We start from the raw sequence: 22872 nt of genomic DNA on the forward strand, positions 1-22872 counted from the left end.
ATAAGTGGATGATAAGCGCGCGCTCTTCCGAAACCCAAACTGCCACACATGACCGGGTGTACCGGGCTCTGCGATCCAGAATCATGCATGGTGAGATGGCACCGGGTCAGGCTCTGACCTTGCGTGGAATTGGGAAGGAGTTCGGCGTCTCAATGACGCCAGCGCGCGAGGCGGTGCGCCGTCTGGCTGCTGAAGGTGCGCTGTTCCTGTCGACCTCGGGCCGCGTATCGACCCCTGAGCTGACAAATGACCGGATCGAGGAGTTGGCGGCGTTGCGTGCGTTGCTAGAGGTCGAGTTGGCCAGCCGGGCATTACCTCGCGCGCATATCGCACTGATTGATAGGTTGCAGAGCATCAATATGACCGTTGCTGAAATGGTGACCAAGCGGGATGCGGTTGGCTACATTCGGTCAAACCTGGAGTTTCACCGTACTTTGTACCTGCGTGCGCAAGCGCCTGCGATGCTGGCCATTGCCGAAACGGTCTGGTTGCAATTGGGACCAACAATGCGGGCACTGTATGGGCGTCTGCGGCGGACCGAGCCCCCGCACTATCACAAGCTGATCATTGCTGCGCTAAAGGCCGGGGACGAGCCCGGTTTGCGACTGGCGGTTCGCTCGGATGTAACGCAGGGGTTGCGTTTGCTGGTAAGCTGAGCGGCTTCCCGCCGACATCACAATGCTGCCCATTCACGGCATCACGCTTCTGGCTTGTGGGGTTCTGCTGAGGTACGCTTGTGCCAAATCACAAACAAGAGCAGACCCCAACCATGATTACACGCCGTGCCTTTTCTATTTGCCTTGGATCATCGCTATTGGCTGCCTGTTCGGGCGGCAGTGCTCCGTCAAGCGCCCCTGCATCGCGCATGCGGGCGGTTCCAAACGCTGGTTGGGACGCCTGGGTTGCCGGGTTCAAGACCCGCGCGTCATCGCAAGGAATTTCACAGACCACACTTGATCAGGCATTCCGCGGGGCAGGGTATCTGCCCGACGTGATTGAGCGCGACCGCAACCAGGTCGAGTTCAAGCGCTCGCTCGAGGATTATCTGGCCATTGCTGCATCGGATGAACGGATTGAAACCGGTCAAAAGATGCTTCGACAGTATAACGGCACCCTGTCGCAGATCGAAGCGCAGTACGGCGTGGACAAGGAAGTTGTCGTGGCTGTGTGGGGTCTGGAAAGTCGCTATGGCGCGCGTCGCGGCGATGTGCCCGTGATCTCAGCCACTTCGACGCTGGCCTATGACGGACGGCGCGGCGCGTTTTTTGAAAAGCAATTAGTGGCGGCATTACGTATTCTGCAAGAAGGCGACACAACACCCGCCAACATGACCGGCAGCTGGGCCGGGGCAATGGGGCATACGCAGTTCATTCCCACCTCATACCTTGCTTATGCTGTGGATTTCACCGGTGACGGGCGACGCGATATATGGTCCGAAGATCCGACGGACTCGCTGGCTTCTACGGCGTCGTATCTGGCGCGCGCCGGTTGGGTGCGGGGTCAACCTTGGGGTGGAGAGGCCGGGACCGTGTCCGGCACACCCGTCGCTATGTTGCAACCTCAGACGCCGGGGCCGCGCATTGCCTTGTTTCGCAATTTTCAAGTGATCAAGCGCTATAACAACTCGGACAGCTACGCGATTGGTGTGGGCCATCTGGCCGACAGGATCGCAGGTGGCGCGCCGTTTCAGGCCTCGTTTGGGCCGGACGCAAATGGTCTGACATTAGAAGACCGTAAAGAGTTGCAACGCCGTCTGACATCCGCCGGGTATGACACCAAAGGCGCAGATGGGGTGATCGGCAAGAACACCACATCCGCCATCAGCGTTTATCAAAGCGCAAATGGCTTGCCTGTCACGGGTGAACCCTCGGTTAGTTTGCTGCGTCGCTTGGGCGGCTGACGGTTACGCCGCCAGCCCTTTTGAACCGATATCCAGGAATTTCTGACGGCGGTCCTGAATCAGGGCCGCTGCATCCTTGCCGTCCAGCTCTTGCAGCATGGCGGTGATGGCCGAGCGTACGGCTTCCACGGCTGCCGGGCGGTCGCGATGCGCGCCGCCTTTGGGCTCAGTGATAATCCGGTCGCACACGCCCAGCTTATAAAGGTCCTGCGCGGTCAGACGCAGCGCTTCGGCCGCTTCGCGCATCTTTTCTGCGTCTTTCCACAAGATCGATGCGCAGCCTTCGGGCGAAATCACCGAATAGACCGAGTGTTCCAACATCGCGACGCGGTTTGCCGTCGCAAATGCCACAGCGCCGCCTGACCCACCTTCACCAATGATGACAGAAACCAAGGGCACGCCAATCTTCAGACACATCTCTGTTGAACGCGCGATGGCTTCTGATTGGCCGCGTTCCTCGGCCCCTTTGCCGGGGTAGGCCCCGGCTGTATCGATCAGGGTGATGACCGGCAGTCCAAAACGTCCGGCCATCTCCATCAGGCGAACGGCCTTGCGATACCCTTCTGGTCGGGCCATGCCGAAATTACGCTCAATCCGCGATTTGGTGTCCGAGCCTTTTTCGTGCCCAATCACCATCACCGGCTTATCGTTGAATCGTGCCAGGCCACCAATCACGGCCAGATCGTCTGCAAAGTTGCGGTCACCTGCCAGCGGCGTGAATTCAGTAAACAACGCATCCACATAGTCGTTACAATGCGGACGTTCCGGGTGACGCGCCACCTGGCATTTCCGCCAGGGGGTCAGATCGGCATAAAGCTCGTCCAGCAGCTTGGAGGCTTTGGCGTCCAAAGCGGCCGCTTCTTCAGCTACGTCCATTTCTTCGTTTGCGCGGGCCAGCGCGCGCAGCTCTTCAGCTTTGCCTTCAATCTCGGCCAGCGGTTTTTCGAAATCCAGATACTGGGTCATGACGCCTCTCAACGCGGAAGTTCTTTGCTATATGACCTGACGTTCGCCGGGATGCAACTCAGCAAGATTTGTGGGCTGGGGATATGCGACTACGGATTGGCAGCAAGAAGGAACGACACGGATGCCCACCAGCTATGAAGACCGCGTGTTGCGCGTACTGGCGTATATCCATGACAACCCCGCCGGGGACTTGTCGCTGGATGCGATTGCTGACGTGGCGGCGATGTCACGGTTTCACTGGCACCGGGTGTTTCGCGCCCTGACCGGTGAAACCTGTGCACAGGCGGTGCGCCGGGTGCGCCTGCACCGTGCCGCCACATGGCTGGTACAGTCAGATAGGGCGATTTCTGATATCGCGTTATCTGTCGGATATCCCAATCCAAGTTCCTTTGCGCGCGCCTTTTCCGAGGCTTATGGCAGCAGTCCCGCTGCCTTTCGCAAGGCGGGTCAATTTCGGCCTGCTCATCCTGATTTCAAAACCGGAGGATATCCGATGCATCCTGTTACCACACGTACTGAACCCGCCCGCCGCGTCGTCGCGCTGCCGCATAAAGGGGCCTATTCCGAGATCGGCAAAAGCTTTGAAGCGTTTGGGGCCATGTGCGAATCCCGTCAGCTATGGCCGCAGATTGGGCCTGTGCTTGCGTTGTATTTTGATAGCCCCGATGACGTGCCAGAAGATCAGCTGCGCAGCTATGCAGGGGCTGAGTTCCGGGGTGAAAACACCCCTGAAGGCCTGGACGAACTATCGATTCCGGGCGGCAAGACGGCTGTGCTGACCTACAAAGGGCCATATTCAGGGATCGCGGCGGCCTATCACAGCCTGTTCGGCAATTGGCTGCCGGAGTCTGGTGAAGAACCTGCGGATCAACCTTGCTACGAGATTTACCTCAACGATCCGCGCGATACAGCGCCCGAGGATTTGCTGACCGAGATCTGCTTACCTTTGAAGTGATCTACGACGATTCGGCAGGGTTCGTTCGGGACCCTGTCGGTTTCTCTTTATCGAAGTTGCGGGCATTTCACACCGAAACAGAAAAGCGCGGTAAAGGGGCTTCCTTAAGGCTTGTACCGTTAATCAGTCGACTGACCCCAAGCCTCCGGTCTTACGATGATCCGCCGCGCGGATACGATCCATCAGGGTTTGGTTCCATTCCAGATTTTCTTCAGGTGAGGCCAGTGGATAGACCTGATCAACTTCCAGCAGAAACGTCGCGCGCATCGGCATCAGGCCATCCACGACCACCATCTGCTCTTCTGTGGGTGCAATCGACAGCACCCCAGTCAAACGTACCGGTTCATGGTAGTAGGTCGGTGCCCAGTCGCCGTTCAGCAGCACGCGGATCATCTGGTTTGGCGGTGGCGGGGGCCTGTGGCTACACATTCCTGGCTCGGGCACCAGATAAGCGACAGGATGACCATCTGCATCTGGTGGCGCGGGAATCGCAAAACCGTCCAGTGTGATGGTTTGACCATCATGCAATGGGTTGCCGGCTGTTCCCGCAACTGTGCGCCTCTGGATGACAGCCTCGCGCTGGTTCAGCATCCAGTCGACGTCAATCTGATCTTGGGCCAGCGCGGTTTCTGTCTCGTTCAGCAACTCTTGCCATTTGGCGCGTTCTTCGGCGCTGCCGGCATTCTGTTGCAACCTGACCCGTAAGCGTACGGCAAACTGTAGGTCGTCCATCTGTTCGGCGCTGAGGTCGCGAAAAGGGTCTTCAAACACCTGCGCGGAGGGGTCAGGAAGGTCCGACCATTCAAGCGCAATTCCGGATGCCGCGGCCGAGGGTTGCGTTGCAAAGGCCAGCGCGGCCATGGTTGCATACCTGAGCCAGTTTCGCATGCACCTTCTCCGAAACGATCATCGTTAGAATAGTCTTAGGCCATTCCAGCGCAGTCTTGTAGGTCGCTTCGGTTTTTGTGATGTCGCTTGCCGCGCGCGTGGATCAGCGTTTTTCGGGGGGCTCGAGTATCAATTGGATACTTGCTGGAAACATCTATGCAATTCGGCTTGCAAAGGGAAATTGTCATGAAGCCTTTGACGCTGCAGCAAAACTTTGGGTGCACTTCACAGGGTTGTGATTCACATATGCAACATTCTCGTGAATGCTGCAATTCTGTCTCTTTTCCGCCGAAATTTGTGCTGATAAGCGTTGGATTAGTGTTGGGGTGGTAAAAAGTGCGAGTGGGCAGATGAGAGCCGGTGCAAACGGTCAAATAGCCATTTCATGGAAGCAGACAGAGCTTGATGAGCTCGAAGCGCCGCCTTGGGCGTTTCTGGTCGTTGGAGCAGCGTGGTCCTGGCGGGGTCAGGCCGTTTTCCTGACGAATGACGTCGAGCAGGCAATTGAGCGATCCGGCAGTGCAGGTGCGATCACATCTGTGACAAAGGATCGGTTTGCCGTTGTTCGTGATGTTACCGGAGACGTGTGCGGCTCAGTCGTGTTGACCAACGGTGCACAGCGGTTCAGAGCGGATCTGGTCGTACAAGAGGGCGAAATTGACCCGACATTTGTGTTTGTCGACGGATGTCCGCCACGGGATCAGGCATTTTGGGTCAGCGAAGTAAATGACTTCGCCGCATCAACATTTGCTCAGCCTACTTATGACTCGACAGTTGTAAGCTTTCCACGTCAGGCCGCATCGCGGCAGACCTAAGCCCAATCGCCACCCGGCTTTCCGCTGGCCGGTTACGGGCCGCACTCTTTTGATGCGTTTGCACTTAGCTACATCCCTTTCTGATTTCGCTTATTGACTCTGTGAACTCTGCGGATATAAGCGCGGCTTCATTGGTGTTGGTGGCCCCCGCAAGGGGATGCCTGTCATGGGGGAAACCTCAAGAGGACAACGCCCTTCATAGTGGCCCTTTAGGGCTTCGTTCAAAACGAAGGAGATCAGCCGTGACCAAACGCACGTCTGCCAAGTACAAAATCGACCGCCGGATGGGCGAAAACATCTGGGGTCGTCCGAAATCCCCGATCAACCGTCGTGAATACGGCCCCGGCCAGCACGGCCAGCGCCGCAAGGGCAAACTGTCGGACTTCGGTCTGCAGCTGCGCGCCAAACAGAAGCTGAAAGGCTACTATGGCGACCTGACCGAGAAGCAGTTCCGCCGCATTTATGCCGAAGCCGAGCGTGTCAAAGGCGACACCGGTGAAAACCTGATCGGTCTGCTGGAGCGCCGCCTGGACGCCGTTGTCTACCGCGCCAAGTTCGTTCCGACCGTTTTTGCTGCACGTCAGTTCGTGAACCACGGCCACGTCAAAGTGAACGGTAAGCGGGTTAACATCCCCAGCTACCGCGTCAAAGAAGGCGACGTGATCGAAGTGCGTGACAAGTCCAAGCAACTGGCCATCGTTTTGGAAGCTGCTGCTCTGGCCGAGCGTGACGTGCCCGATTACATCGACGCTGACCACTCGAAAATGACCGCGACTTTCGTTCGCGCACCGGGCCTGAGCGATGTGCCTTATCCGGTGATGATGGAACCGAACCTGGTCGTCGAATTCTACGCGAAGAACTAATCTTCGCCGACACCAAGAATTTCGAGGCCGCGCAAGTTGCGCGGCCTTTTTTTATGCCGCGCTTTGCGCTTTAAGGTCTTGCCGTGGAGAAACACCGAACTTGCGGGAGTACTCGCGGCTGAATTGGGTCGGGCTTTCATATCCCACGTCAAAGGCTGCTTGAGATACACTGAACGATCCATGCGACAGCAGGCGGCGCGCCTCCAGCAATCTGAGTTCTTTTTGGTATTGCAGTGGTGATCTGGCAGTCACCTCTTTGAAATGCGTGTGAAAGGCGGAAACGCTCATGCCGGCAATTTGCGCAAGCTCGGACACGGGCAGTGAGGTTTTGAAATCCGTCTGGATAACATCAATGACCCGCGCGATCCGGCTGGCTGCACTGTCGCGCCATAGCATTTGCCGCAGCATTCCGCCGTGATCGGCCTGTAGCAACCTGTAATGGATCTCACGGCTGATCATCGGGGCCAGAACCTTTGCCTCTGTTGGGCTCTGGCTGGCGCGAAACAGGCGGGTCATAGCGTCGATCAAATCGGGTGAGGCTTGGGATGCAGCCAGGCTATGCGCCGCTTCAATTTTTCCGGGGGTGGATCCGACCTCATCATATAGGCTGCGCAAGGTGGACAGATCGAGTGAAAGAACGAGGCCGACATAGGGTGCCTGACGGCTGGCTTCAGTGACGGCTGCCATGACGGGAACTGAATGGCTGACGATCAGGGAGTCCCCGGCTCCGAAATGGACAAGCCGATTGCCAATTCGTGTTTCTTTCCGTCCTTGTAGAACAAGGCAGACAATAGGTTCATAAACCTGCGCGTCGATGGACTTGGTTTTAACGTCGTGCAGAAGCGCAAAGCCTTCGAGCGCAGTCGGGTAAAACGGCGCGTCTTCTGCTTCTTTTGCCACAAAATTGCAGATTTCCGTGATCAGTTCGGATTGACTCAGGTTGGTCTGTCTCATGTGCTCAGTATACTTAGCGGAAAACTTGGCGGCCAGTAGAATTCCGAAAAGCTGGAGAATTAGGCAAGTAATGCGGAGAATTTGGCAGGCGCGGAATGGAAGAACAGCATATGTCTCGGGCAGGCTAATCACTTCGGAGAAAGATCATGGCACAGACCATCCTCATCACCGGCGCGTCGTCTGGTATCGGCAAAGTCACGGCTCAACTGTTTCATAAGCAAGGTTGGAACGTCATTGCCACCATGCGCAGCCCGGAAAAGGAAACCGAGCTATCGCAAATGGAAAACGTTCTGGTTACGCGTCTGGACGTAACCGACGAAGCCTCAATCACAACGGCCGTTGCAGACGGGATCGCGAGGTTCGGTCAGATCGATGTTCTGCTGAACAATGCAGGGTATGGGGCCTACGGGCCGTTGGAGGCGTTCCCGATGGACCGCATTCGTCGGCAATTCGACACCAACGTCATCGGTCTGCTGGCCGTAACCAAAGCGGTATTGCCGCATATGCGGGCAAACGGGTCTGGCTGCATCGTGAACATTTCTTCCATCGGCGGTCAGATCACCTTCCCGCTTGGGGCGCTGTATCACGGCACGAAGTTCGCAGTCGAAGGTCTGTCAGAGTCGCTGCACTACGAACTCGCTGCGGCTGGCATCAAGGTCAAGATTGTCGAGCCCGGGCTGATCGCCACAGATTTCGGCGGCCGCTCGTTTGATTTCGTTAATGATGAAAGTATGACGGAATACCAGCCGGTGGTTCAGGCCCTGTTCGGCACCTGGGGCTCTGAAGAGATGGCATCGCGCACCTCACCACCCAGCGTTGTGGCCGACGTGATCTGGGAAGCGGTGACCGATGGGACTGACACCTTGCGGTATCGCGCGGGCGAAGATGCGGTCGAATACCTCGACAACCGTAAGGCGCTGGACGATGCAACCTTCATCGGTGGTATGAAAACGATGCTCGGGCTGGCCTGAGGTCTAGATCGGCAGCGGTCGCCCTTCGGCGATCGCTTCCATCGCAAAATACGAGGTCACACTGTCCAGTTCGACCTTTTCGATCAGGCGTTGGTAGACCTTGTCGTAAGACGCCATATCTTCAGTGACGACTTTCAACTGGTAATCGTAGTCGCCGCCAATGCGGTGAAAATCCACGACTTCTGGGATTGTCAGAACATGGCTGCGAAACGCCTGAAGCCATTCGGCCGAATGATGCCGTGTGCGCAGCATGACAAAGACCACAAGGCTCAACCCCAGTTTCTCGCGTGCGATACGAGCGGTGGACCCAATCAGGACGCCATCTTCGTTGAGGGCCTTCAATCGCCGCCAGCAGGCATTTTGAGAAAGACCAACGCGATCTGCCAATTCCCGTTGGGATAGGGTGGCGTCCTTTTGCAGTTCTTTCAGAATGCGCGTGTCAATTTGATCTAATTTTGAAGTCATAATTGATCATATGACACAAAATTTTCGAAATCTACGCAAAGATAGGTGAAGTTTCCCCGGTGCGAATAAATCACATTGGTTGGGCAGTTAGGAGCCCATGCCATGACCCTGTCCAAATTTCGTGCGGATCTTTGTTCGACCACTCACAATTCCAACCTGCGCGATGGACTAATCGGAGAAAATGTTCTGATCCCGGGTCTGCTTGGGGACGTACCGCTTGTCTATGCGGATTACGTCGCTTCGGGCCGTGCCTTGCGGCAGGTCGAAGACTATGTCGCGCAGCATGTGTTGCCGTTCTACGCGAACAGCCATACCGAGGCCTCCTACTGCGGTTCTTACATGACACGTCTGCGTCGCGAGGCGCGCAATGAGATAGCCCGCCTTGTTGGTGCGAGGGGAGAAGACGCGGTGATCTTCACCGGGTCCGGTGCCACGGCGGGGCTCAACCGGTTGGTCAGTTTGATGGGAGTGGAAGAGGCTGACCAGCCGGTTGTTTTAATCGGACCTTACGAACACCATTCAAACATTCTGCCATGGCGCGAGAGCAAGGCGCAGGTCATCGAAATCCCTGAAGACGAAAGTGGGGGTGTGGATTTACAAGCGCTGGAATCTGCTCTTGAGGCTCATGCGGATGCCGATCTGTTAATCGGGTCATTCTCAGCGGCGTCCAACGTGACCGGCATCATAACTGACCCTGATCCCGTAACGCGCGTGCTCAAGGCACATGGGGCTTTGGCCGTGTGGGACTATGCCGGCGGTGGGCCGTATCTGCCGATGGATATGGGGCCAGCAGATGCGCGCAAGGATGCGATCGTGGTGTCGCCGCACAAGTTCCCGGGTGGTCCGGGCGCATCGGGTGTTTTGGTCGTAAACCAAACTGCTGTGCAGCGCGATTGCCCAAGCTGGCCCGGTGGCGGCACCGTCAGTTTTGTATCACCCTGGCGCCACGATTACAGCGCCGATCTGTCAACGCGGGAAGAGGCCGGAACGCCGAATGTGATCGGAGACATCCGTGCAGCGCTGGCGTTCATCGTGAAGGATGTTGTTGGAACAAAGGAAATTGCCGAGCGCGAGGCGCAGTTCAACCAGATGGCTCTGGAAGGTTGGCAGGACAACCCGCACCTTACGTTGCTTGGGGTCGATAACCCGCATCGCCTGCCGATCTTCTCGTTCCTTGTTTGCGACAAAGCTGGACAGCCGGTTCATCAGCAGCTGTTCACCCGGATGCTCAGCGACATCTATGGTATTCAGGCCCGTGGTGGCTGCGCCTGCGCGGGACCTTATGCGCATCGCTTGCTGGGTATTGATCGTAAAGCCTCAGAAGCGTTGCACGCGGCCTTGTCTGCGGGGGAAGAGATGAAGAAGCCCGGCTGGGTGCGGCTGAATTTCTCGTATCTGATGAGCGAGGAAACGGTTCAGTTTATCATCGACAGCGTCAATGACTTGTCCCGCCGGACCGAGGAATTTGCGCCGTATTATGATGCAGACCCGGCGACCGCGCGCTTCAAAGCCGCATGATGGAATTGCCGCTTTTCTCAACCCGTTGAGACAGGTATGAGAGGCCCATTCAACGGAGCCTCTCAATGACCAAGATCACCCCACAACCCGGTATTATGGACATCGCGCTGTATCAGGGCGGCCAGTCGCATGTGGCCGGGGTGGAGCACGTGATCAAGCTGAGCTCGAACGAAAACCCGTTCGGGCCAAGCCCCAAGGCGATTGAGGCGGTACGCGACAGCGCCGCAACTTTGCACCGCTATCCAAGCACGGATCATGCAAGCCTGCGCGCGGCCATCGGTGCACGCCACGGGCTGGATCCGGCGCGGATCATCTGCGGTGTCGGCAGTGACGAGGTGCTGCAATTCATCGCTCAGGCCTATGCGGGGCCAGGGGATGAGGTGATTTATACCGAGCACGGGTTCTCGATGTACCCAATCATCGCCCGGATGGCGGGCGCGACGCCGGTCATGGTGGCCGAACGTGACCGCAAGGTGGATGTGGATGCCATTTTGTCGGCAGTGACAGGGCAGACGCGGATCGTGTTTGTTACCAACCCGGGCAATCCGACCTCGAACATGATCTCGAATGACGAACTGGAACGGCTTGCACAGGGGCTGCCTGACACATGCCTGATGGTTCTGGACGGGGCCTATGCCGAGTTTGTGGATGGGTTCGACGGCGGTGCATCGCTTGTGGACGCCTATGAGAATGTCATCATGACCCGGACTTTTTCCAAAGTTTACGGGCTGGGTGGAATGCGGGTTGGCTGGGGCTATGCGCACCAATCAATTATCGATGTGCTGAACCGGGTGCGCCAGCCATTCAACCTGTCACTCACTGCTTTGGCAGCGGCAGAGGCTGCGGTGAACGACGTCGAGTTTCTGTCCTTTTGCCAGACAGAGAACGCGCGTCTGCGTGTGTGGTTGGCAGAGGAACTTGCCAAGATCGGCGTGCCCTCTGACCCGTCCTGCACTAATTTCATCCTTGCACGGTTTGCTGATCAGGACGAGGCAGAAGCCTGCGACGAGTACCTGAAAACCCAAGGTTTGATTGTCCGCCGGGTTGCGGGCTACAACCTTCCGAACGCTTTGCGGATCACCGTCGGCGACGAAGAAGCCTGCCGCCGAGTGGTTGCGGCGATCACTGCATTTAAGAAGGGCGCAGCATGAGCCAGATTTACGACCGTGTTGCGCTGATCGGGCTGGGCCTGATTGCTTCGTCCATGTTCTGGGCCATCAAAAGGGCAGGGCTGGCCGGTGAAGTCACAGGCTATGCCCGGTCCGAGGCCACGCGAGACACTGCGCGCAGGATCGGACTTTGCGACCGCGTGTGCGATACCGTGCAAGAAGCCGTTGAGGGCGCCGATCTGGTTGTACTCTGTGTCCCGGTCGGGGCGATGGAGGCTGTCGCAGAAGAGATTGCACCCGTTTTGAAACCCGGCGCGACAGTATCGGATGTCGGATCGGTCAAGCGCCACGTGATCGACGCTGTGCAGCCGCACATCCCCGAAGCCGTGCATTTTATCCCGGCACACCCGTTGGCAGGGACCGAACACTCCGGCCCGGAATCTGGTTTTGCAGAACTGTTTGACAACCGCTGGTGCCTGCTGGTCCCGGTCGAGAACTCGGACCCCGAGGCGATTGCCCGCCTACGTGCGTTGTGGGAAGGCATGGGGTCAAACGTCGATGAAATGGATGCAGGTCACCATGATCTGGTGTTGGCCGTGACCTCTCATGCGCCGCACCTGATTGCCTATACAATGGTTGGCGTGGCGGACGATCTGCGACGCGTAACCGACAGCGAAGTCATTAAATATTCGGCTGCCGGTTTCCGGGACTTCACCCGCATCGCAGCATCCGACCCGACCATGTGGCGGGATGTTTTCCTGTCCAACAAGGATGCGACGCTGGAAATTCTGGGCCGCTTCACCGAAGAGCTGTTTGCGCTGCAACGGGCCATCCGGACCGGCGACGGAGAGCATTTGTTTGACTACTTCACCCGCACCCGTGCTATTCGTCGCGGCATCATCGATGCGGGGCAGGACACGGATGCTCCGGACTTCGGACGAGGGAAAGCGGGTTCATGAAGCTAGGCTGGAGGCACGTTCTGATCGGGGTTTTGGCCGCTGCGGCTATGACGTCACAGGCTGCGCCTTTGGAACAATCCCTTGTGCCTTTGACGCGCCCGGCGTCGGACCAGACCGCATTGACAGCCGCTTCTCAACCCGCTGTGCGGCCGATGCCTCGCCCGATCGCGCCGCAGGTCACAGCCGCCGCAATACGCCCGTCGGATGTGCCGCTCAGACCCTTGATGCGCCCCAAATGGCTGGAACAAGAGGTGCTGTTCAAAAAGCGCAAGCTGCGGAAAAGCTCGGTTTGTGGCGACATCGCCATTCAGGGCAAACCCGTGGGTCGGGTCGGTAGTAAGAGCTCAGCTTGTGGCGTTAAAGATGCGGTGCAGATCACGTCGGTCTCGGGCGTCGTGCTCAGCCGTCCTTCGACAATGGACTGCGGCACCGCGATAGCGCTGAACAAATGGGTCGACAAAACTGTCAAGCCTACCTTCAAACGTCGTGGCCCTGTGATCGAATTGCAAGTGGCTGCCCATTACGCCTGTCGGACGCGTAACAATCGAAAAGGCGCGCGGATATCTGAACATGGCAAGGGGCGCGCGATCGATATATCTGGGTTCAAAATGGCAGATGGAGAGGTGGTGACCGTTCTAAACGGTTGGCGCAAGAACCCCTCGCAGAAACAACTCAAAAAAATCTGGCGCGGCGCATGCGGGCCGTTTGGCACCGTTCTGGGGCCGAATTCAGATCGCTATCACCGGGATCATTTCCATCTGGACACGGCCCGCTACCGCAGCGGACCTTACTGTCGCTAACGCAGGATCAGGCGAGGGGCAGGTCCCAAGGGCAAAGGCCCAAGTGCCACAAACCCGTCGCGGAAGTTTAACTGCAAGTCCAGTGCATTCGGGTTCCCACCTAGCCCAGCCATAAAGTTGAGCGCGCGCGTAACCGGATCGACGGCCTGATCCGGCAGGGCACCCGCTGCATTTGCCATGGCGATCATGTCCCGCCAATTTTCCGCTTTGACCGCTATCTCTCCTGTTGGGATTCCTTGCGCATCCACATCCAGTGCACCGGTCGCAAACAACCTGAGCCCACCCCACTTGGCCTCGGCGAGCTTTAGATCGATCCTGACCGGCTGAGGACGACCCTGTTCCAGCGCAGACCGGTCCCAGGGCTTGTCGAATGCTGCCACCATATCCAATTCCAGCGTATCGAAGGACTGCGGCAGCGAAGTGGCGGTTTCCATAAGGTTGCGCAGGTCATCACCGGGCGTGAAGCCATCCACGCGAACAACCATGCTATAAGCCTCGGGCGTTGCGGTTTGTTCCATCAGCAGTTCCAGCGTTCCGCCTGCGGCCAACGCCTGCGCGTTCTCGGTGATGGACCAGGGGCCTGCTGTCAGTGCCATTTTTTCCAAAACCAGCGCAACGCCGGGCCGCAATTGCAAGTGCGCCTGCAGCGCGTCTGCCTCGATCGTTGCGGTCTGGTCAAAGTAAGACAGGCGCTGCGGTGTATCGGCAAAGCGCAGGATCTGACGTCCGGGCCAGATCGCGGGGCTTTCAAATTCAACCCAATCTGCGCTCCAGGCGGTGCCCGTTACTGGGTCGGCAAGGGCTGGATTGTTCAACCGTGTCGTGTGGTGGGTCGGATAACCCGCCGTGGCAGCGTCCGAGAAGTCCGCTTGCCAGCCCAGCTCTTGCTGCTGATCAAACCAACCGGTGATGGCATTGCGCAACCCATATCCGGCAATGAACCAATATGCGCTCCACAGAACGGCGATAAAGATGAACACTCGTAATAGACGACGCATGAGCTTTGGCCCTTTTTCCTGCCTCGGATTTGATGTTTATAGGCCGAAACAGGCAAGGACCAGTGCAATGACGATGTGGGTATTCGGATATGGATCGCTGCTGTGGAATCCGGGCTTTCCGGTGGCGCGCAGCGAACGCGCAACGTTGCACGGTTTTGCCCGGTCCTTCTGCATGAGTTCCATCCACCATCGCGGGACCGAAGAAAATCCGGGTCTGGTGCTGGCGCTGGACGAGCAGGCAAACGCAAATTGCACGGGTCTGGCCCTGGCGGTTGAGGCTGGTCACGAAGACCGCACCCTGCACGAGTTGCGCGAACGAGAGTTGATTTCGTCGGCCTATGTCGAGCGGAAGCTGGATGTGCATCTGGAAACCGGAGACATCGTCAATGCCGTCACCTATGTGATCGATGCCGACCACGTACAGTATTGTGGTGGGATGCCGTTAGAGGAACAGGCCCAGATTATCGCCCACGCGATTGGTGGGCGCGGTCCCAACGACGAATACTTGTACAATACCGCCGAACATCTGGCCGAGATCGGTCTGCGCGACCCCGATCTTGAGTGGTTGGCGCAACGGGTGCGCAGCATCACCGCATAAACTCTTGGCGTCACCCGCGGAATTTCGCTAGATTCGCCGCAGAGCAGGCAAAGACCGGGAACCACGCGCATGGCGCAGGCACATCAGGGCGCGAGACCCCATTTCTCGCATCCAACACGACAAATCTTGTTGATGTTGATGGCAATCGGCCTGTCCGGGCTGGGTGTATTTCTGGCGCTGCCTTACGTGCTGCCGGTATTCTTCGCCAACCCGTATCTGAACGGATTCATCCTGCTGGTCTTCCTGATCGGCGTTTTTGCGTGTTTTTATCAAGTGACACAGCTGATTGGGTCCGTCCGCTGGATCGAGGCTTTTGTCGGTGGCGTGGTACGCGAAGACGCCCGCACACCGCAACTGCTGGCCCCCTTGGCGTCACTTCTGCGCGAACGGGGTGCCCGGTCTCAGATCAGTTCTACTTCGACCAGATCCATTCTGGATTCCGTGGCTGAACGGGTCGAGGAAGAGCGGGAAATTACCCGCTATATCACCAACGTCCTGATCTACTTGGGTCTTTTGGGCACGTTCTTCGGGTTGGCAACGACCGTTCCAGCCATTGTCGACACCATCCGCAGCCTGAACCCGCAGGAGGGCGAAGAAGGTCTGGCCGTCTTCAACCGACTGATGACCGGGCTTGAGGCGCAGTTGCAGGGCATGGGCGTGGCGTTCGGATCGTCGCTGCTGGGTCTGGCCGGGTCTTTGATCGTTGGTCTGTTGGAAGTCTTCGCGGGTCATGGGCAAAACCGATTTTACCGCGAGCTTGAGGAATGGTTGTCATCGATCACCCGCGTTGGATTTGCCAGCGGCGAAGAAGGCGGTGCCGAGATCGCCGTGCTGACACCTGTTCTGGATGCCATGTCCGAACAGATGGACGCGTTGCAGGATCTGTTTTCCGCTCAGGAAAGCGAGAGGGCGCAGGTGTCCGCCAAGCTTGGGCAACTGGTTGATGTGATCGGTGAGATGAATAATCGCCAAGCCAATAGCGAAAGTGTCACTTCGGCTTTGGAGCGCGTAGCCCTTGGGCAGGATGCGCTTTTGGATCACATGCGCGATCACGGCGCAGGTGAAGGCATCGATGCCGAAAGCCGGATGCGCTTGCGTTCGATGGATGTGCAATTGCTGCGGATTCTCGAAGAGATTTCAGCGGGTCGACAGGAAAGCATGAACGAGTTCCGCAAGGACATCGAACTTTTAGTCAAGGCCCTGACTCTGCCGCGCGGTGCGGTGCGTACCACGCCGGAAGGAGAATAATCCATGGCCCTGTCCCGCCGCACCGGTCAACGGTTCCAGGGCTCGGTCTGGCCCGGATTCGTGGATGCGATGACGGGGCTGTTGATGGTGCTGACCTTTGTCCTGACCATCTTCATGGTGATCCAGTTTGTTCTGCGCGAAACCATCTCGGGTCAGGAAGACGAACTGACCACGTTGGCCGACGAAGTTGCGGCGCTTGCTGGTGCTCTGGGTTTGGAAGAGCGTGAGAACAGCCGTCTGCAGGCCCGCCTCGGGGCGCTCAACACAACCTTGTCGCAGGCCGAGGACGATTTGGCCCAAGCGCAATCGCTGATCGCATCGCTGACCACCGAACGCGACCGGCAGGCCGCAGCGCTAGACCAAGCTCAGACGCGGATCACCGATTTCGAAGCACGGGTTGCTGCTTTGCTGGCTGAACAGGAACAGGCGCTGGATAATATTGCGGCGCTTGAGACGCAGCGCGAGCAATTGCTGTCCGAGCAGGAGGCATTGAACCTCGCTCTGGCCGAAAGCCGTGAAGAAATTGATGCGCAGACCGAAGCCGCCCGGCTGGCTGCTGCGCGTCGCGAAGCGCTGGAAGCTTTGGTCGCGGATCTGGAACAAAGCGGTGAGGAACGTTCAGCGCAAATCACGGCGCTTGAACAGCAATTGAGTGATGAAGAAGCCGCCCGCCTGGCCGAAGCTGCCGCCGCTGAGGCGTTGCGAAATCGGCTGCAAGACGCGGATGCTGAGCTGACAGCCATGACCCTTGCATTGGAAGCGCAACGCCAAGAGGCCGAAGACACACTGACCCTGCTGGCCGCCGCTCAAGCTGCGCAGGCCGAGTTGCAGCGCAGGTTCGGCGATCTGGATCCGGACGCGTTGAAGGCTCAGCTTGAAGCCGCGTTGCAGGCGCAGACGCAAGCGCAAGCTGATGCTGACGAACAACGCACTCTGGCTGAACAACGTCAGGCTCTTCTGGCATTGGCCGAGTCGACATTGTCTGATGAAAAAGAAATCTCGGCCGAGGCACAGCGCGAGGCGGCCTTGTTGAACCAACAAATCGCCGCCCTGCGCGGGCAGTTGGGGTCGTTACAGGCCCTGCTGGATGATTTTGAAGAGCGGAATGAGGCCGCAGAGATTCAGATCCAAACTTTGGGGCAGGATCTCAACGCGGCGCTGGCCCGTGCCGCATCTGAAGAACGCCGCCGCCGCCTGTTGGAAGAAGCCGAACGCCTGCGCCTTGAGGCCGAAGCCGAAGCACTGGCCGGTCAGAATGAAGAACTGGCAGCGCAGGCAGAAGACCTTCAACGCTATCGTTCGGAATTCTTCGGTCGTCTGCGGGATGTCCTTGGAGATCAGGAAGGCGTAAGGATCGAAGGCGATCGGTTTGTCTTCTCGTCCGAAGTTCTGTTCCCGACGGGTTCGGCCGTGCTGTCCACCGAAGGACGGCAAGAAGTTGCCAAAGTCGCAAACATCCTGCGCAGCGTTGCGGCTGAGATTCCGACCGGATTGAATTGGGTGATCCGCGTTGATGGCCACACCGACAACGTCCCGCTTGCTGGCAGTGGCCGATACCGCGACAACTGGGAGCTCAGCCAGGGTCGTGCGCTTTCGGTGGTACGTTACATGGTCGACGCGCTGGGCATCCCTCCAAACCGTTTGGCCGCCAATGGGTTTGGTGAGTTTCAGCCGGTCAATCCAGCTGACACACCCGAAGCCCGCGCGCAGAACCGCCGGATCGAACTAAAACTGACCGAGCGGTAATCCGGCCAATCCGTGACTTAGACGGGCCTGTCTTAACGGGATTTCATCTTTTGGCCGATGAAAAATGGCGCATGAACCCTATATCAAACCATAGGTTGATTGGAGTTGTGCGTGACAAACAAGGCGACAGATGTACACTTAGCGGTCCGTAACGCCCTGCGAGCCCCTTATCAGCGCGTAGCCTTGTGCCAAACCCCACAAGGAAACAGATTTTGGCTGAAACGCATCGAACGCTTCGCGCCCCATCTCTGGCTGGTGAAGGGCAAACCCGAACAAGCCTTCGACAGAGACCGATCTTCTCACCGGTTCCTGTGGAACTACGGTGCACCGGTCCCCAGAATCGTGGCTGAAGGCAAAGGATACTTCGCTGTCCAAGACGCCGGAGCCAGCTTGACAAAGGTTTGCGCTGACAAATCAGTTACCAGAACTGAAAAACTCAGAGCCTGTCGTGCTGCTGGTCAGGCGCTGGCAAGGCTGCATGCGATGGATCTGACCCATGGGCGCCCGGCGTTTCGGGATATGTGCTGGGACGGGCGTCAAATTCGCTTCATCGATTTTGAGTATTTTACGCCCACCAAAGCCGGTCGGCTTCGCAAAGCCCGCGACCTGTGTATTGCGACCCTGTCATCTCTGGCACAGGGCGGTATGGGCTTATACTACGCCTATAGTGTGCTGTCTGCTTACGTTGCGGCGCGGGGCAGGAAACCAAAAGCGCTGCCGGTGCCATATCCTGTGGCGGTGCGAAACAGTCACCCGCGTATTCGGTGACGGATGCGACAGTTCGCGTTACTGTCGTCCAAACTTAAAGTTTTGATCCGGTGTGCCCATGAAACACCGAGGCACCACAGGATAATCCTCGGTCAGGAAATAGGCATAGGTTCCGCTGGGATACTCGGCTGACACGGTGAAAGCGCCGTTGCATTGGTCCAAATTGCCGTGACCCTGAACATAGGTATAGTCTTCGTTGAACGTGCCGTCGTATCGCCCGTTTGGCTGGGAACCTCCGGGCCTGTTTCCGGACTTCAGGCGATAGGACGATTTCATTTCAGTAACTTTGCCATCGATTTTTCCAGTCATCGCATAGATCGGAAAACCATCAGCGGCATATCCTATCAGGGGTGAATGATCTGAGGGGGACCATCCCAACAGTTCGATCAGCCCGGTCGGCACACCGTGATAGTGGTACTTTCCGTTCGGCTGAACATGTGCGTAATTTGCATCCAAACCCAGCGCAATAGCACCGCCCAACGCGTTGTAGGACCAGCCCGATCCCGGGTCACCATGCCAGAACTCGGCAGCCAGTGGGTCGAACACGACCCCGTTGAGAGAGACGCCAAAATTCCACCCCATGCGCAGGGGCGTGAAGGTTCCATTGGCAGTAGGGTTCGCCGGAAGCTTGAGCTTGACCTTCTGCGTTTCAATTTGGTGTGGATTGCCCCGGTTCGGAAACTGGCCAACCAGATGATCAGGAATTCCGTTGCCTGTCACTTTGATCTTGCCGCCTTTCTCTTTCACCGAGGCAATGTTTTCCCCGGGATCAACAGTTGCAGATACCAATCGGAGAGGTTCAGTTGCCGTCTCGTCGTGATAGCGGAACCTGTGTTGTGCTGTTGCAATTGCCGCTACTGCAGACAGCGCAAAGGCAGCGCCCCAAAAAACTGAAATCTTGTTCATGAACCAAACCCTGCATTTTGCGTTCGTTATTGAGAGTTTCACGCAGCAAGACCGAAGTTCCGTCGAACTTTAAGGGAACAAACAGAAAAAAGCCCGACGATTTGGATCGCCGGGCTTTTTAAACACTTTGTTTTCGGGTCAATCTGCCGTCAGCAGCGGAGGCTTGTCACCGGGGATGCGCGGCTGATCCGGTCCCAGAATCTCCAGATCCAGATCGCCCTTTTTGACCGAGACACGAACCACGCCACCCTTGGCCAGCTTGCCAAACAACAGCTCTTCGGCCAGAGGTTTCTTGATGTGTTCCTGAATGACACGGCCCAGCGGACGCGCACCCATCTTGTCGTCGTACCCTTTGTCGGCCAGCCATTCGGCGGCTTTGGGTGTCAGATCAATAGTCACGCCGCGATCCAGCAATTGAGCCTCAAGCTGCAAGACGAACTTCTCGACCACTTGCAAGATGACCTCTTTCGGCAGCGGTGCGAACGAGATCACTGCATCCAGACGGTTGCGGAATTCCGGCGTGAACATGCGTTCGATCGCTGCGGTGTCTTCGCCTTCGCGACGGTCGCGACCAAAACCGATGGCTGCCTTGGCCTGTTCCTGCGCGCCCGCGTTCGAGGTCATGATCAGCACCACGTTGCGGAAGTTCACCGTGCGTCCGTTGTGATCCGTCAGCTCGCCATGGTCCATGACTTGCAACAGGATGTTGAATACATCCGGGTGTGCTTTCTCGATCTCATCCAGCAGCAATACACAATGTGGATGCTGGTCGACACCGTCGGTCAGAAGACCACCCTGATCGAACCCGACATAGCCCGGAGGTGCACCAATCAAGCGGCTGACTGCGTGTTTCTCCATGTATTCCGACATGTCAAAGCGCAGCAGTTCAACACCCAGCGTATCCGCCAGCTGCTTCGCAACCTCGGTCTTACCCACACCGGTCGGACCCGCGAACAGGTAGTTGCCGATGGGTTTCTCAGGTTCGCGCAAACCGGCACGAGCCAGTTTGATCGCGCTGGACAAGGCCTCGATGGCCAAATCCTGACCAAAGACCACGCGCTTCAGCGAAGCTTCTAGGTCCTTCAACACTTCAGCATCGTCTTTGGTGACGTTCTTTGGCGGGATACGGGCGATTTTGGCAACAACGGCCTCGATCTCTTTCACGCCAATGGTCTTGCGACGTTTACTTTCCGCCAGCAGATGTTGTGCGGCACCGGCTTCATCGATCACGTCGATCGCCTTGTCCGGCAGCTTGCGGTCATTGATGTAACGCGCCGACAATTCCACCGCGGTTTTGATTGCGTCAGCGGTGTATTTGATCGCGTGATGCTCTTCAAAATAAGGCTTCAGACCCCGCAGGATTTTCACGCTGTCTTCCACCGAAGGCTCATTCACGTCGATCTTCTGGAACCGTCGGCTCAGCGCGCGGTCTTTTTCGAAGTGTTGACGGAATTCCTTGTACGTAGTCGATCCCATGGTGCGCAGCTTGCCACCCTGAAGCGCAGGCTTCAGCAGGTTCGAGGCATCCATCGCCCCGCCTGATGTTGCACCTGCACCAATCACGGTGTGGATCTCGTCAATGAACAGAACCGCGTCGGGATGATCTTCCAGCTCGGTGACAACGGCCTTTAACCGTTCTTCGAAATCACCGCGATAGCGGGTTCCGGCCAGCAGCGCGCCCATGTCCAGTGAGTAGATCGTGGTGTTGGCAAGAACATCAGGTGCCTCTCCTGCCACGATTTTGTGCGCAAGACCTTCGGCGATGGCGGTTTTACCCACGCCCGGATCGCCAACCAACAGAGGGTTGTTCTTGCGGCGGCGGCACAGCACTTGGATACAGCGTTCTACCTCTGCCGAGCGTCCGATCAGCGGATCAACGTCCCCTGCGCGGGATTTCGCGTTCAGGTCGACGCAGTATTTCCCAAGCGCGCTTTCTTTCTGCTCGGCCTCGCCAGATGTTGTCTGAGCGTCTTCTTCCACCTGATCTGCGCCCGAAACCGAGCGGCTTTCGCCATAAGCAGGGTCCTTGGCCACGCCATGGGCGATGAAATTGACCGCGTCGTAGCGGGTCATGTCCTGTTCTTGCAGGAAATAGGCGGCATTGCTTTCGCGTTCGGCGAAAATGGCGACCAGTACGTTGGCGCCGGTCACTTCGGTCCGGCCCGAGCTTTGTACATGGATCGCAGCGCGTTGAATCACGCGTTGGAACGCGGCCGTTGGAACGGCTTCTGATCCGTCGATATCCGTGACTAGATTCGAAAGATCCTCGTCAATGAATTCCACCAGAGTGCTGCGCAAATCGTTCAGATCGACGCTGCACGCTTTCATGACGCGCACCGCATCGGGTTCTTCCAGAAGCGCCAGCAGCAGATGCTCTAGCGTTGCAAATTCATGACGCCGTTCATTCGCAGCCGCCAAGGCCGCGTGGATGGCTTGTTCCAGTGTGCTCGAGAATGAAGGCACGCGGGTGCTCCTCTGTCTTGGGTCAGAAGGGGGCGGGCTTGCGGCCGGAACCCCATCCCAACCATGTCCTCATACTATTAGAGTTTGGTTGATCGGCGTCCGGCTTCAAGGGTTTTCTTTCACTTGACAGTCACATTTGTTGTGACCGTGGCCGTGAAGAGGGTCAAATAGGCATCAGAACCGGTCTTTTCTACCCCGGATCTCCGCAAATACGGCCTCGGGCCTCGCGCCTGTCATGCCTAAATGGGCTTGAATCGCTGGGTCAGCCGCCCTCAGGAACGGGTTTGTGGCCTTTTCCAATGCCAGAATCGACGGAACCGTGGCCTCTCCGGCTGCTCGCGCCCGGTCAATGTCAGCGATGCGCGCCTTTAGGTCAGGGTTTTCAGGATCGACGGCAATGGCGAATTTGGCGTTGGATTGTGTATATTCGTGCCCCGAACATACCAGCGTGTCATCGGGCAGGGCGGCCAGTTTGCTCAAAGAATCCCACATCTGCTCCGGTGTTCCCTCGAACAGACGCCCACAGCCCAGCGCCATGAGACTGTCGGCGGTGAATACCGCGGCACTTTGAGGCATGTAGTATGCGACATGCCCCACAGTGTGGCCGGATACATCCAGAACCTGAACTGGTTCCCCTCCGATTTCAAAGCTGTCGCCCTCGGTCATCTGTAGATCCAGTGGTGGTAAGCGATGGGCATCCGCCGCGGCTCCTATAACCTGTGCAGGGTGTTTTTCCAGAATGCCTGCCAGCCCATCGACGTGATCCCAGTGATGATGGGTCAGCAGCACATGAGATAAGGTCCATCCACGCGCCTCCAGCGCCTTTAAAATCGGTGCGGCCTCGGGGGCGTCAATTAGCGCGGTTTGGCCACTTGCGGCGTCGTGGGCCAGAAAGGCGTAATTGTCGCTCAGGCATGGGATTGTAACGATCTCAAGAGGCATGGCTTTTTGCCCTTTCATTGCTAGACTGCGCCCAGCTAAG

22 protein-coding genes are annotated in these 22872 nt (G+C 57.6%); 14 read left to right on the forward strand and 8 right to left on the reverse strand.

What is annotated here, in order from left to right; genetic code table 11:
- The first annotated feature begins 8 nt into the window (after positions 1–8).
- Positions 9–656, forward strand: coding sequence for a GntR family transcriptional regulator (locus GS636_RS10710; RefSeq protein WP_171091790.1), 648 nt, complete (start codon positions 9–11; stop codon positions 654–656).
- A 113-nt stretch (positions 657–769) separates the two neighbouring features.
- Positions 770–1900: a lytic murein transglycosylase gene (locus GS636_RS10715; RefSeq protein WP_171669450.1), complete on the forward strand. Its 1131-nt coding sequence runs from the start codon at positions 770–772 to the stop codon at positions 1898–1900.
- Positions 1901–1903: 3 nt separating this feature from the next.
- On the opposite strand, the gene GS636_RS10720 is transcribed toward GS636_RS10715, so the two are convergent.
- Positions 1904–2866 carry an acetyl-CoA carboxylase carboxyltransferase subunit alpha gene (locus GS636_RS10720; protein WP_171669451.1) on the reverse strand — a complete coding sequence of 321 codons (963 nt, stop codon included), beginning with the start codon at positions 2864–2866 and terminating at the stop codon, positions 1904–1906.
- Positions 2867–2987: 121 nt separating this feature from the next.
- Between GS636_RS10720 and GS636_RS10725 the strand changes: the two genes are divergently transcribed.
- On the forward strand, positions 2988–3821 hold the full coding sequence (locus tag GS636_RS10725) for a GyrI-like domain-containing protein (protein WP_171669452.1): 834 nt from the start codon (positions 2988–2990) through the stop codon (positions 3819–3821).
- Positions 3822–3944: 123 nt separating this feature from the next.
- Here the strand turns inward: GS636_RS10725 and GS636_RS10730 are convergent, their stop codons facing one another.
- Positions 3945–4709 (reverse strand): DUF3299 domain-containing protein, encoded by a 765-nt coding sequence (locus GS636_RS10730; RefSeq protein ID WP_253762739.1) that lies wholly within the window; start codon positions 4707–4709, stop codon positions 3945–3947.
- Between the two features lie 350 nt (positions 4710–5059).
- On the opposite strand from GS636_RS10730, the gene GS636_RS10735 reads away from it, so the two are divergent.
- Positions 5060–5524 carry a hypothetical protein gene (locus GS636_RS10735; RefSeq protein WP_171669453.1) on the forward strand — a complete coding sequence of 155 codons (465 nt, stop codon included), beginning with the start codon at positions 5060–5062 and terminating at the stop codon, positions 5522–5524.
- Positions 5525–5766: 242 nt separating this feature from the next.
- A complete protein-coding gene (gene rpsD / locus GS636_RS10740) occupies positions 5767–6387 on the forward strand; it encodes a 30S ribosomal protein S4 (RefSeq protein ID WP_171091779.1) in 621 nt (206 codons plus the stop codon).
- A gap of 51 nt (positions 6388–6438) precedes the next feature.
- On the opposite strand, the gene GS636_RS10745 is transcribed toward rpsD, so the two are convergent.
- Positions 6439–7341, reverse strand: a complete 903-nt coding sequence (locus tag GS636_RS10745) for an AraC family transcriptional regulator (RefSeq protein WP_171669454.1) — start codon at positions 7339–7341, stop codon at positions 6439–6441.
- A 146-nt stretch (positions 7342–7487) separates the two neighbouring features.
- Here GS636_RS10745 and GS636_RS10750 point away from each other — a divergent pair, with 146 nt between their 5' ends.
- Positions 7488–8312: an SDR family oxidoreductase gene (locus GS636_RS10750; protein ID WP_171669455.1), complete on the forward strand. Its 825-nt coding sequence runs from the start codon at positions 7488–7490 to the stop codon at positions 8310–8312.
- Between the two features lie 3 nt (positions 8313–8315).
- On the opposite strand, the gene GS636_RS10755 is transcribed toward GS636_RS10750, so the two are convergent.
- Positions 8316–8777: an Lrp/AsnC family transcriptional regulator gene (locus GS636_RS10755; protein WP_171091768.1), complete on the reverse strand. Its 462-nt coding sequence runs from the start codon at positions 8775–8777 to the stop codon at positions 8316–8318.
- A gap of 102 nt (positions 8778–8879) precedes the next feature.
- Between GS636_RS10755 and GS636_RS10760 the strand changes: the two genes are divergently transcribed.
- The 4 genes from GS636_RS10760 to GS636_RS10775 all read left to right on the forward strand — a co-directional run bounded on the left by GS636_RS10760 (position 8880) and on the right by GS636_RS10775 (position 13163).
- The gene (locus GS636_RS10760; protein ID WP_171669456.1) at positions 8880–10295 is read left to right on the forward strand and encodes an aminotransferase class V-fold PLP-dependent enzyme; all 1416 of its coding nucleotides are present in this window, start codon (positions 8880–8882) and stop codon (positions 10293–10295) included.
- Positions 10296–10360: 65 nt separating this feature from the next.
- A complete protein-coding gene (hisC, locus tag GS636_RS10765) occupies positions 10361–11446 on the forward strand; it encodes a histidinol-phosphate transaminase (RefSeq protein ID WP_171669457.1) in 1086 nt (361 codons plus the stop codon).
- The gene (locus GS636_RS10770) at positions 11443–12363 is read left to right on the forward strand and encodes a prephenate/arogenate dehydrogenase family protein (protein WP_171669458.1); all 921 of its coding nucleotides are present in this window, start codon (positions 11443–11445) and stop codon (positions 12361–12363) included. The genes hisC and GS636_RS10770 overlap by 4 nt, the downstream gene beginning before the upstream one ends.
- Complete coding sequence (locus GS636_RS10775) at positions 12360–13163, forward strand: extensin family protein (protein WP_171669459.1); 804 nt, start codon at positions 12360–12362, stop codon at positions 13161–13163. Before GS636_RS10770 ends, GS636_RS10775 begins: the two co-directional genes overlap by 4 nt.
- Here GS636_RS10775 and GS636_RS10780 read toward each other — a convergent pair.
- Complete coding sequence (locus GS636_RS10780; RefSeq protein WP_171669460.1) at positions 13160–14161, reverse strand: DUF2125 domain-containing protein; 1002 nt, start codon at positions 14159–14161, stop codon at positions 13160–13162. The two genes, GS636_RS10775 and GS636_RS10780, sit on opposite strands and share 4 nt — an antisense overlap.
- 67 nt (positions 14162–14228) lie before the next feature.
- Here GS636_RS10780 and GS636_RS10785 point away from each other — a divergent pair, with 67 nt between their 5' ends.
- From GS636_RS10785 to GS636_RS10800, 4 genes are all read left to right on the forward strand, one after another.
- Positions 14229–14759, forward strand: coding sequence for a gamma-glutamylcyclotransferase (locus tag GS636_RS10785; protein ID WP_171669461.1), 531 nt, complete (start codon positions 14229–14231; stop codon positions 14757–14759).
- A gap of 69 nt (positions 14760–14828) precedes the next feature.
- On the forward strand, positions 14829–16007 hold the full coding sequence (locus GS636_RS10790; protein WP_171669462.1) for a biopolymer transporter ExbB: 1179 nt from the start codon (positions 14829–14831) through the stop codon (positions 16005–16007).
- 3 nt (positions 16008–16010) lie between these two features.
- Positions 16011–17753: a peptidoglycan -binding protein gene (locus tag GS636_RS10795; RefSeq protein WP_171669463.1), complete on the forward strand. Its 1743-nt coding sequence runs from the start codon at positions 16011–16013 to the stop codon at positions 17751–17753.
- A gap of 111 nt (positions 17754–17864) precedes the next feature.
- A complete protein-coding gene (locus GS636_RS10800; protein ID WP_171669464.1) occupies positions 17865–18521 on the forward strand; it encodes a phosphotransferase in 657 nt (218 codons plus the stop codon).
- 18 nt (positions 18522–18539) lie between these two features.
- On the opposite strand, the gene GS636_RS10805 is transcribed toward GS636_RS10800, so the two are convergent.
- The 3 genes from GS636_RS10805 to gloB form a co-directional block, all read right to left on the reverse strand.
- A complete protein-coding gene (locus GS636_RS10805) occupies positions 18540–19427 on the reverse strand; it encodes a YHYH protein (protein ID WP_171669465.1) in 888 nt (295 codons plus the stop codon).
- Between the two features lie 138 nt (positions 19428–19565).
- Entirely contained in the window at positions 19566–21890 is a 2325-nt protein-coding gene (gene clpA / locus GS636_RS10810) for an ATP-dependent Clp protease ATP-binding subunit ClpA (RefSeq protein WP_171669466.1), read from the reverse strand.
- 174 nt (positions 21891–22064) lie between these two features.
- Positions 22065–22832, reverse strand: coding sequence for a hydroxyacylglutathione hydrolase (gene gloB, locus GS636_RS10815; protein ID WP_171669467.1), 768 nt, complete (start codon positions 22830–22832; stop codon positions 22065–22067).
- Between the last annotated feature and the right edge of the window lie 40 nt (positions 22833–22872).

This window comes from Ruegeria sp. HKCCD4884 (assembly GCF_013110855.1).
Lineage (GTDB): Bacteria > Pseudomonadota > Alphaproteobacteria > Rhodobacterales > Rhodobacteraceae > Ruegeria.

Bases quoted from the DNA above. Each gene is read 5' to 3' on its own strand.
- GS636_RS10725 (WP_171669452.1), top strand. From the start codon at position 2,988: ATGCCCACCAGCTATGAAGACCGCGTGTTGCGCGTACTGGCGTATATC.
- hisC (WP_171669457.1), top strand. From the start codon at position 10,361: ATGACCAAGATCACCCCACAACCCGGTATTATGGACATCGCGCTGTAT.
- gloB (WP_171669467.1), bottom strand. From the start codon at position 22,832: ATGCCTCTTGAGATCGTTACAATCCCATGCCTGAGCGACAATTACGCC.
- GS636_RS10730 (WP_253762739.1), bottom strand. From the start codon at position 4,709: ATGCGAAACTGGCTCAGGTATGCAACCATGGCCGCGCTGGCCTTTGCA.
- GS636_RS10750 (WP_171669455.1), top strand. From the start codon at position 7,488: ATGGCACAGACCATCCTCATCACCGGCGCGTCGTCTGGTATCGGCAAA.
- GS636_RS10805 (WP_171669465.1), bottom strand. From the start codon at position 19,427: ATGAACAAGATTTCAGTTTTTTGGGGCGCTGCCTTTGCGCTGTCTGCA.
- GS636_RS10755 (WP_171091768.1), bottom strand. From the start codon at position 8,777: ATGACTTCAAAATTAGATCAAATTGACACGCGCATTCTGAAAGAACTG.
- GS636_RS10795 (WP_171669463.1), top strand. From the start codon at position 16,011: ATGGCCCTGTCCCGCCGCACCGGTCAACGGTTCCAGGGCTCGGTCTGG.
- GS636_RS10715 (WP_171669450.1), top strand. From the start codon at position 770: ATGATTACACGCCGTGCCTTTTCTATTTGCCTTGGATCATCGCTATTG.
- GS636_RS10785 (WP_171669461.1), top strand. From the start codon at position 14,229: ATGACGATGTGGGTATTCGGATATGGATCGCTGCTGTGGAATCCGGGC.
- GS636_RS10780 (WP_171669460.1), bottom strand. From the start codon at position 14,161: ATGCGTCGTCTATTACGAGTGTTCATCTTTATCGCCGTTCTGTGGAGC.
- GS636_RS10775 (WP_171669459.1), top strand. From the start codon at position 12,360: ATGAAGCTAGGCTGGAGGCACGTTCTGATCGGGGTTTTGGCCGCTGCG.
- GS636_RS10710 (WP_171091790.1), top strand. From the start codon at position 9: ATGATAAGCGCGCGCTCTTCCGAAACCCAAACTGCCACACATGACCGG.
- GS636_RS10760 (WP_171669456.1), top strand. From the start codon at position 8,880: ATGACCCTGTCCAAATTTCGTGCGGATCTTTGTTCGACCACTCACAAT.
- GS636_RS10745 (WP_171669454.1), bottom strand. From the start codon at position 7,341: ATGAGACAGACCAACCTGAGTCAATCCGAACTGATCACGGAAATCTGC.
- GS636_RS10790 (WP_171669462.1), top strand. From the start codon at position 14,829: ATGGCGCAGGCACATCAGGGCGCGAGACCCCATTTCTCGCATCCAACA.
- GS636_RS10735 (WP_171669453.1), top strand. From the start codon at position 5,060: ATGAGAGCCGGTGCAAACGGTCAAATAGCCATTTCATGGAAGCAGACA.
- GS636_RS10770 (WP_171669458.1), top strand. From the start codon at position 11,443: ATGAGCCAGATTTACGACCGTGTTGCGCTGATCGGGCTGGGCCTGATT.
- GS636_RS10720 (WP_171669451.1), bottom strand. From the start codon at position 2,866: ATGACCCAGTATCTGGATTTCGAAAAACCGCTGGCCGAGATTGAAGGC.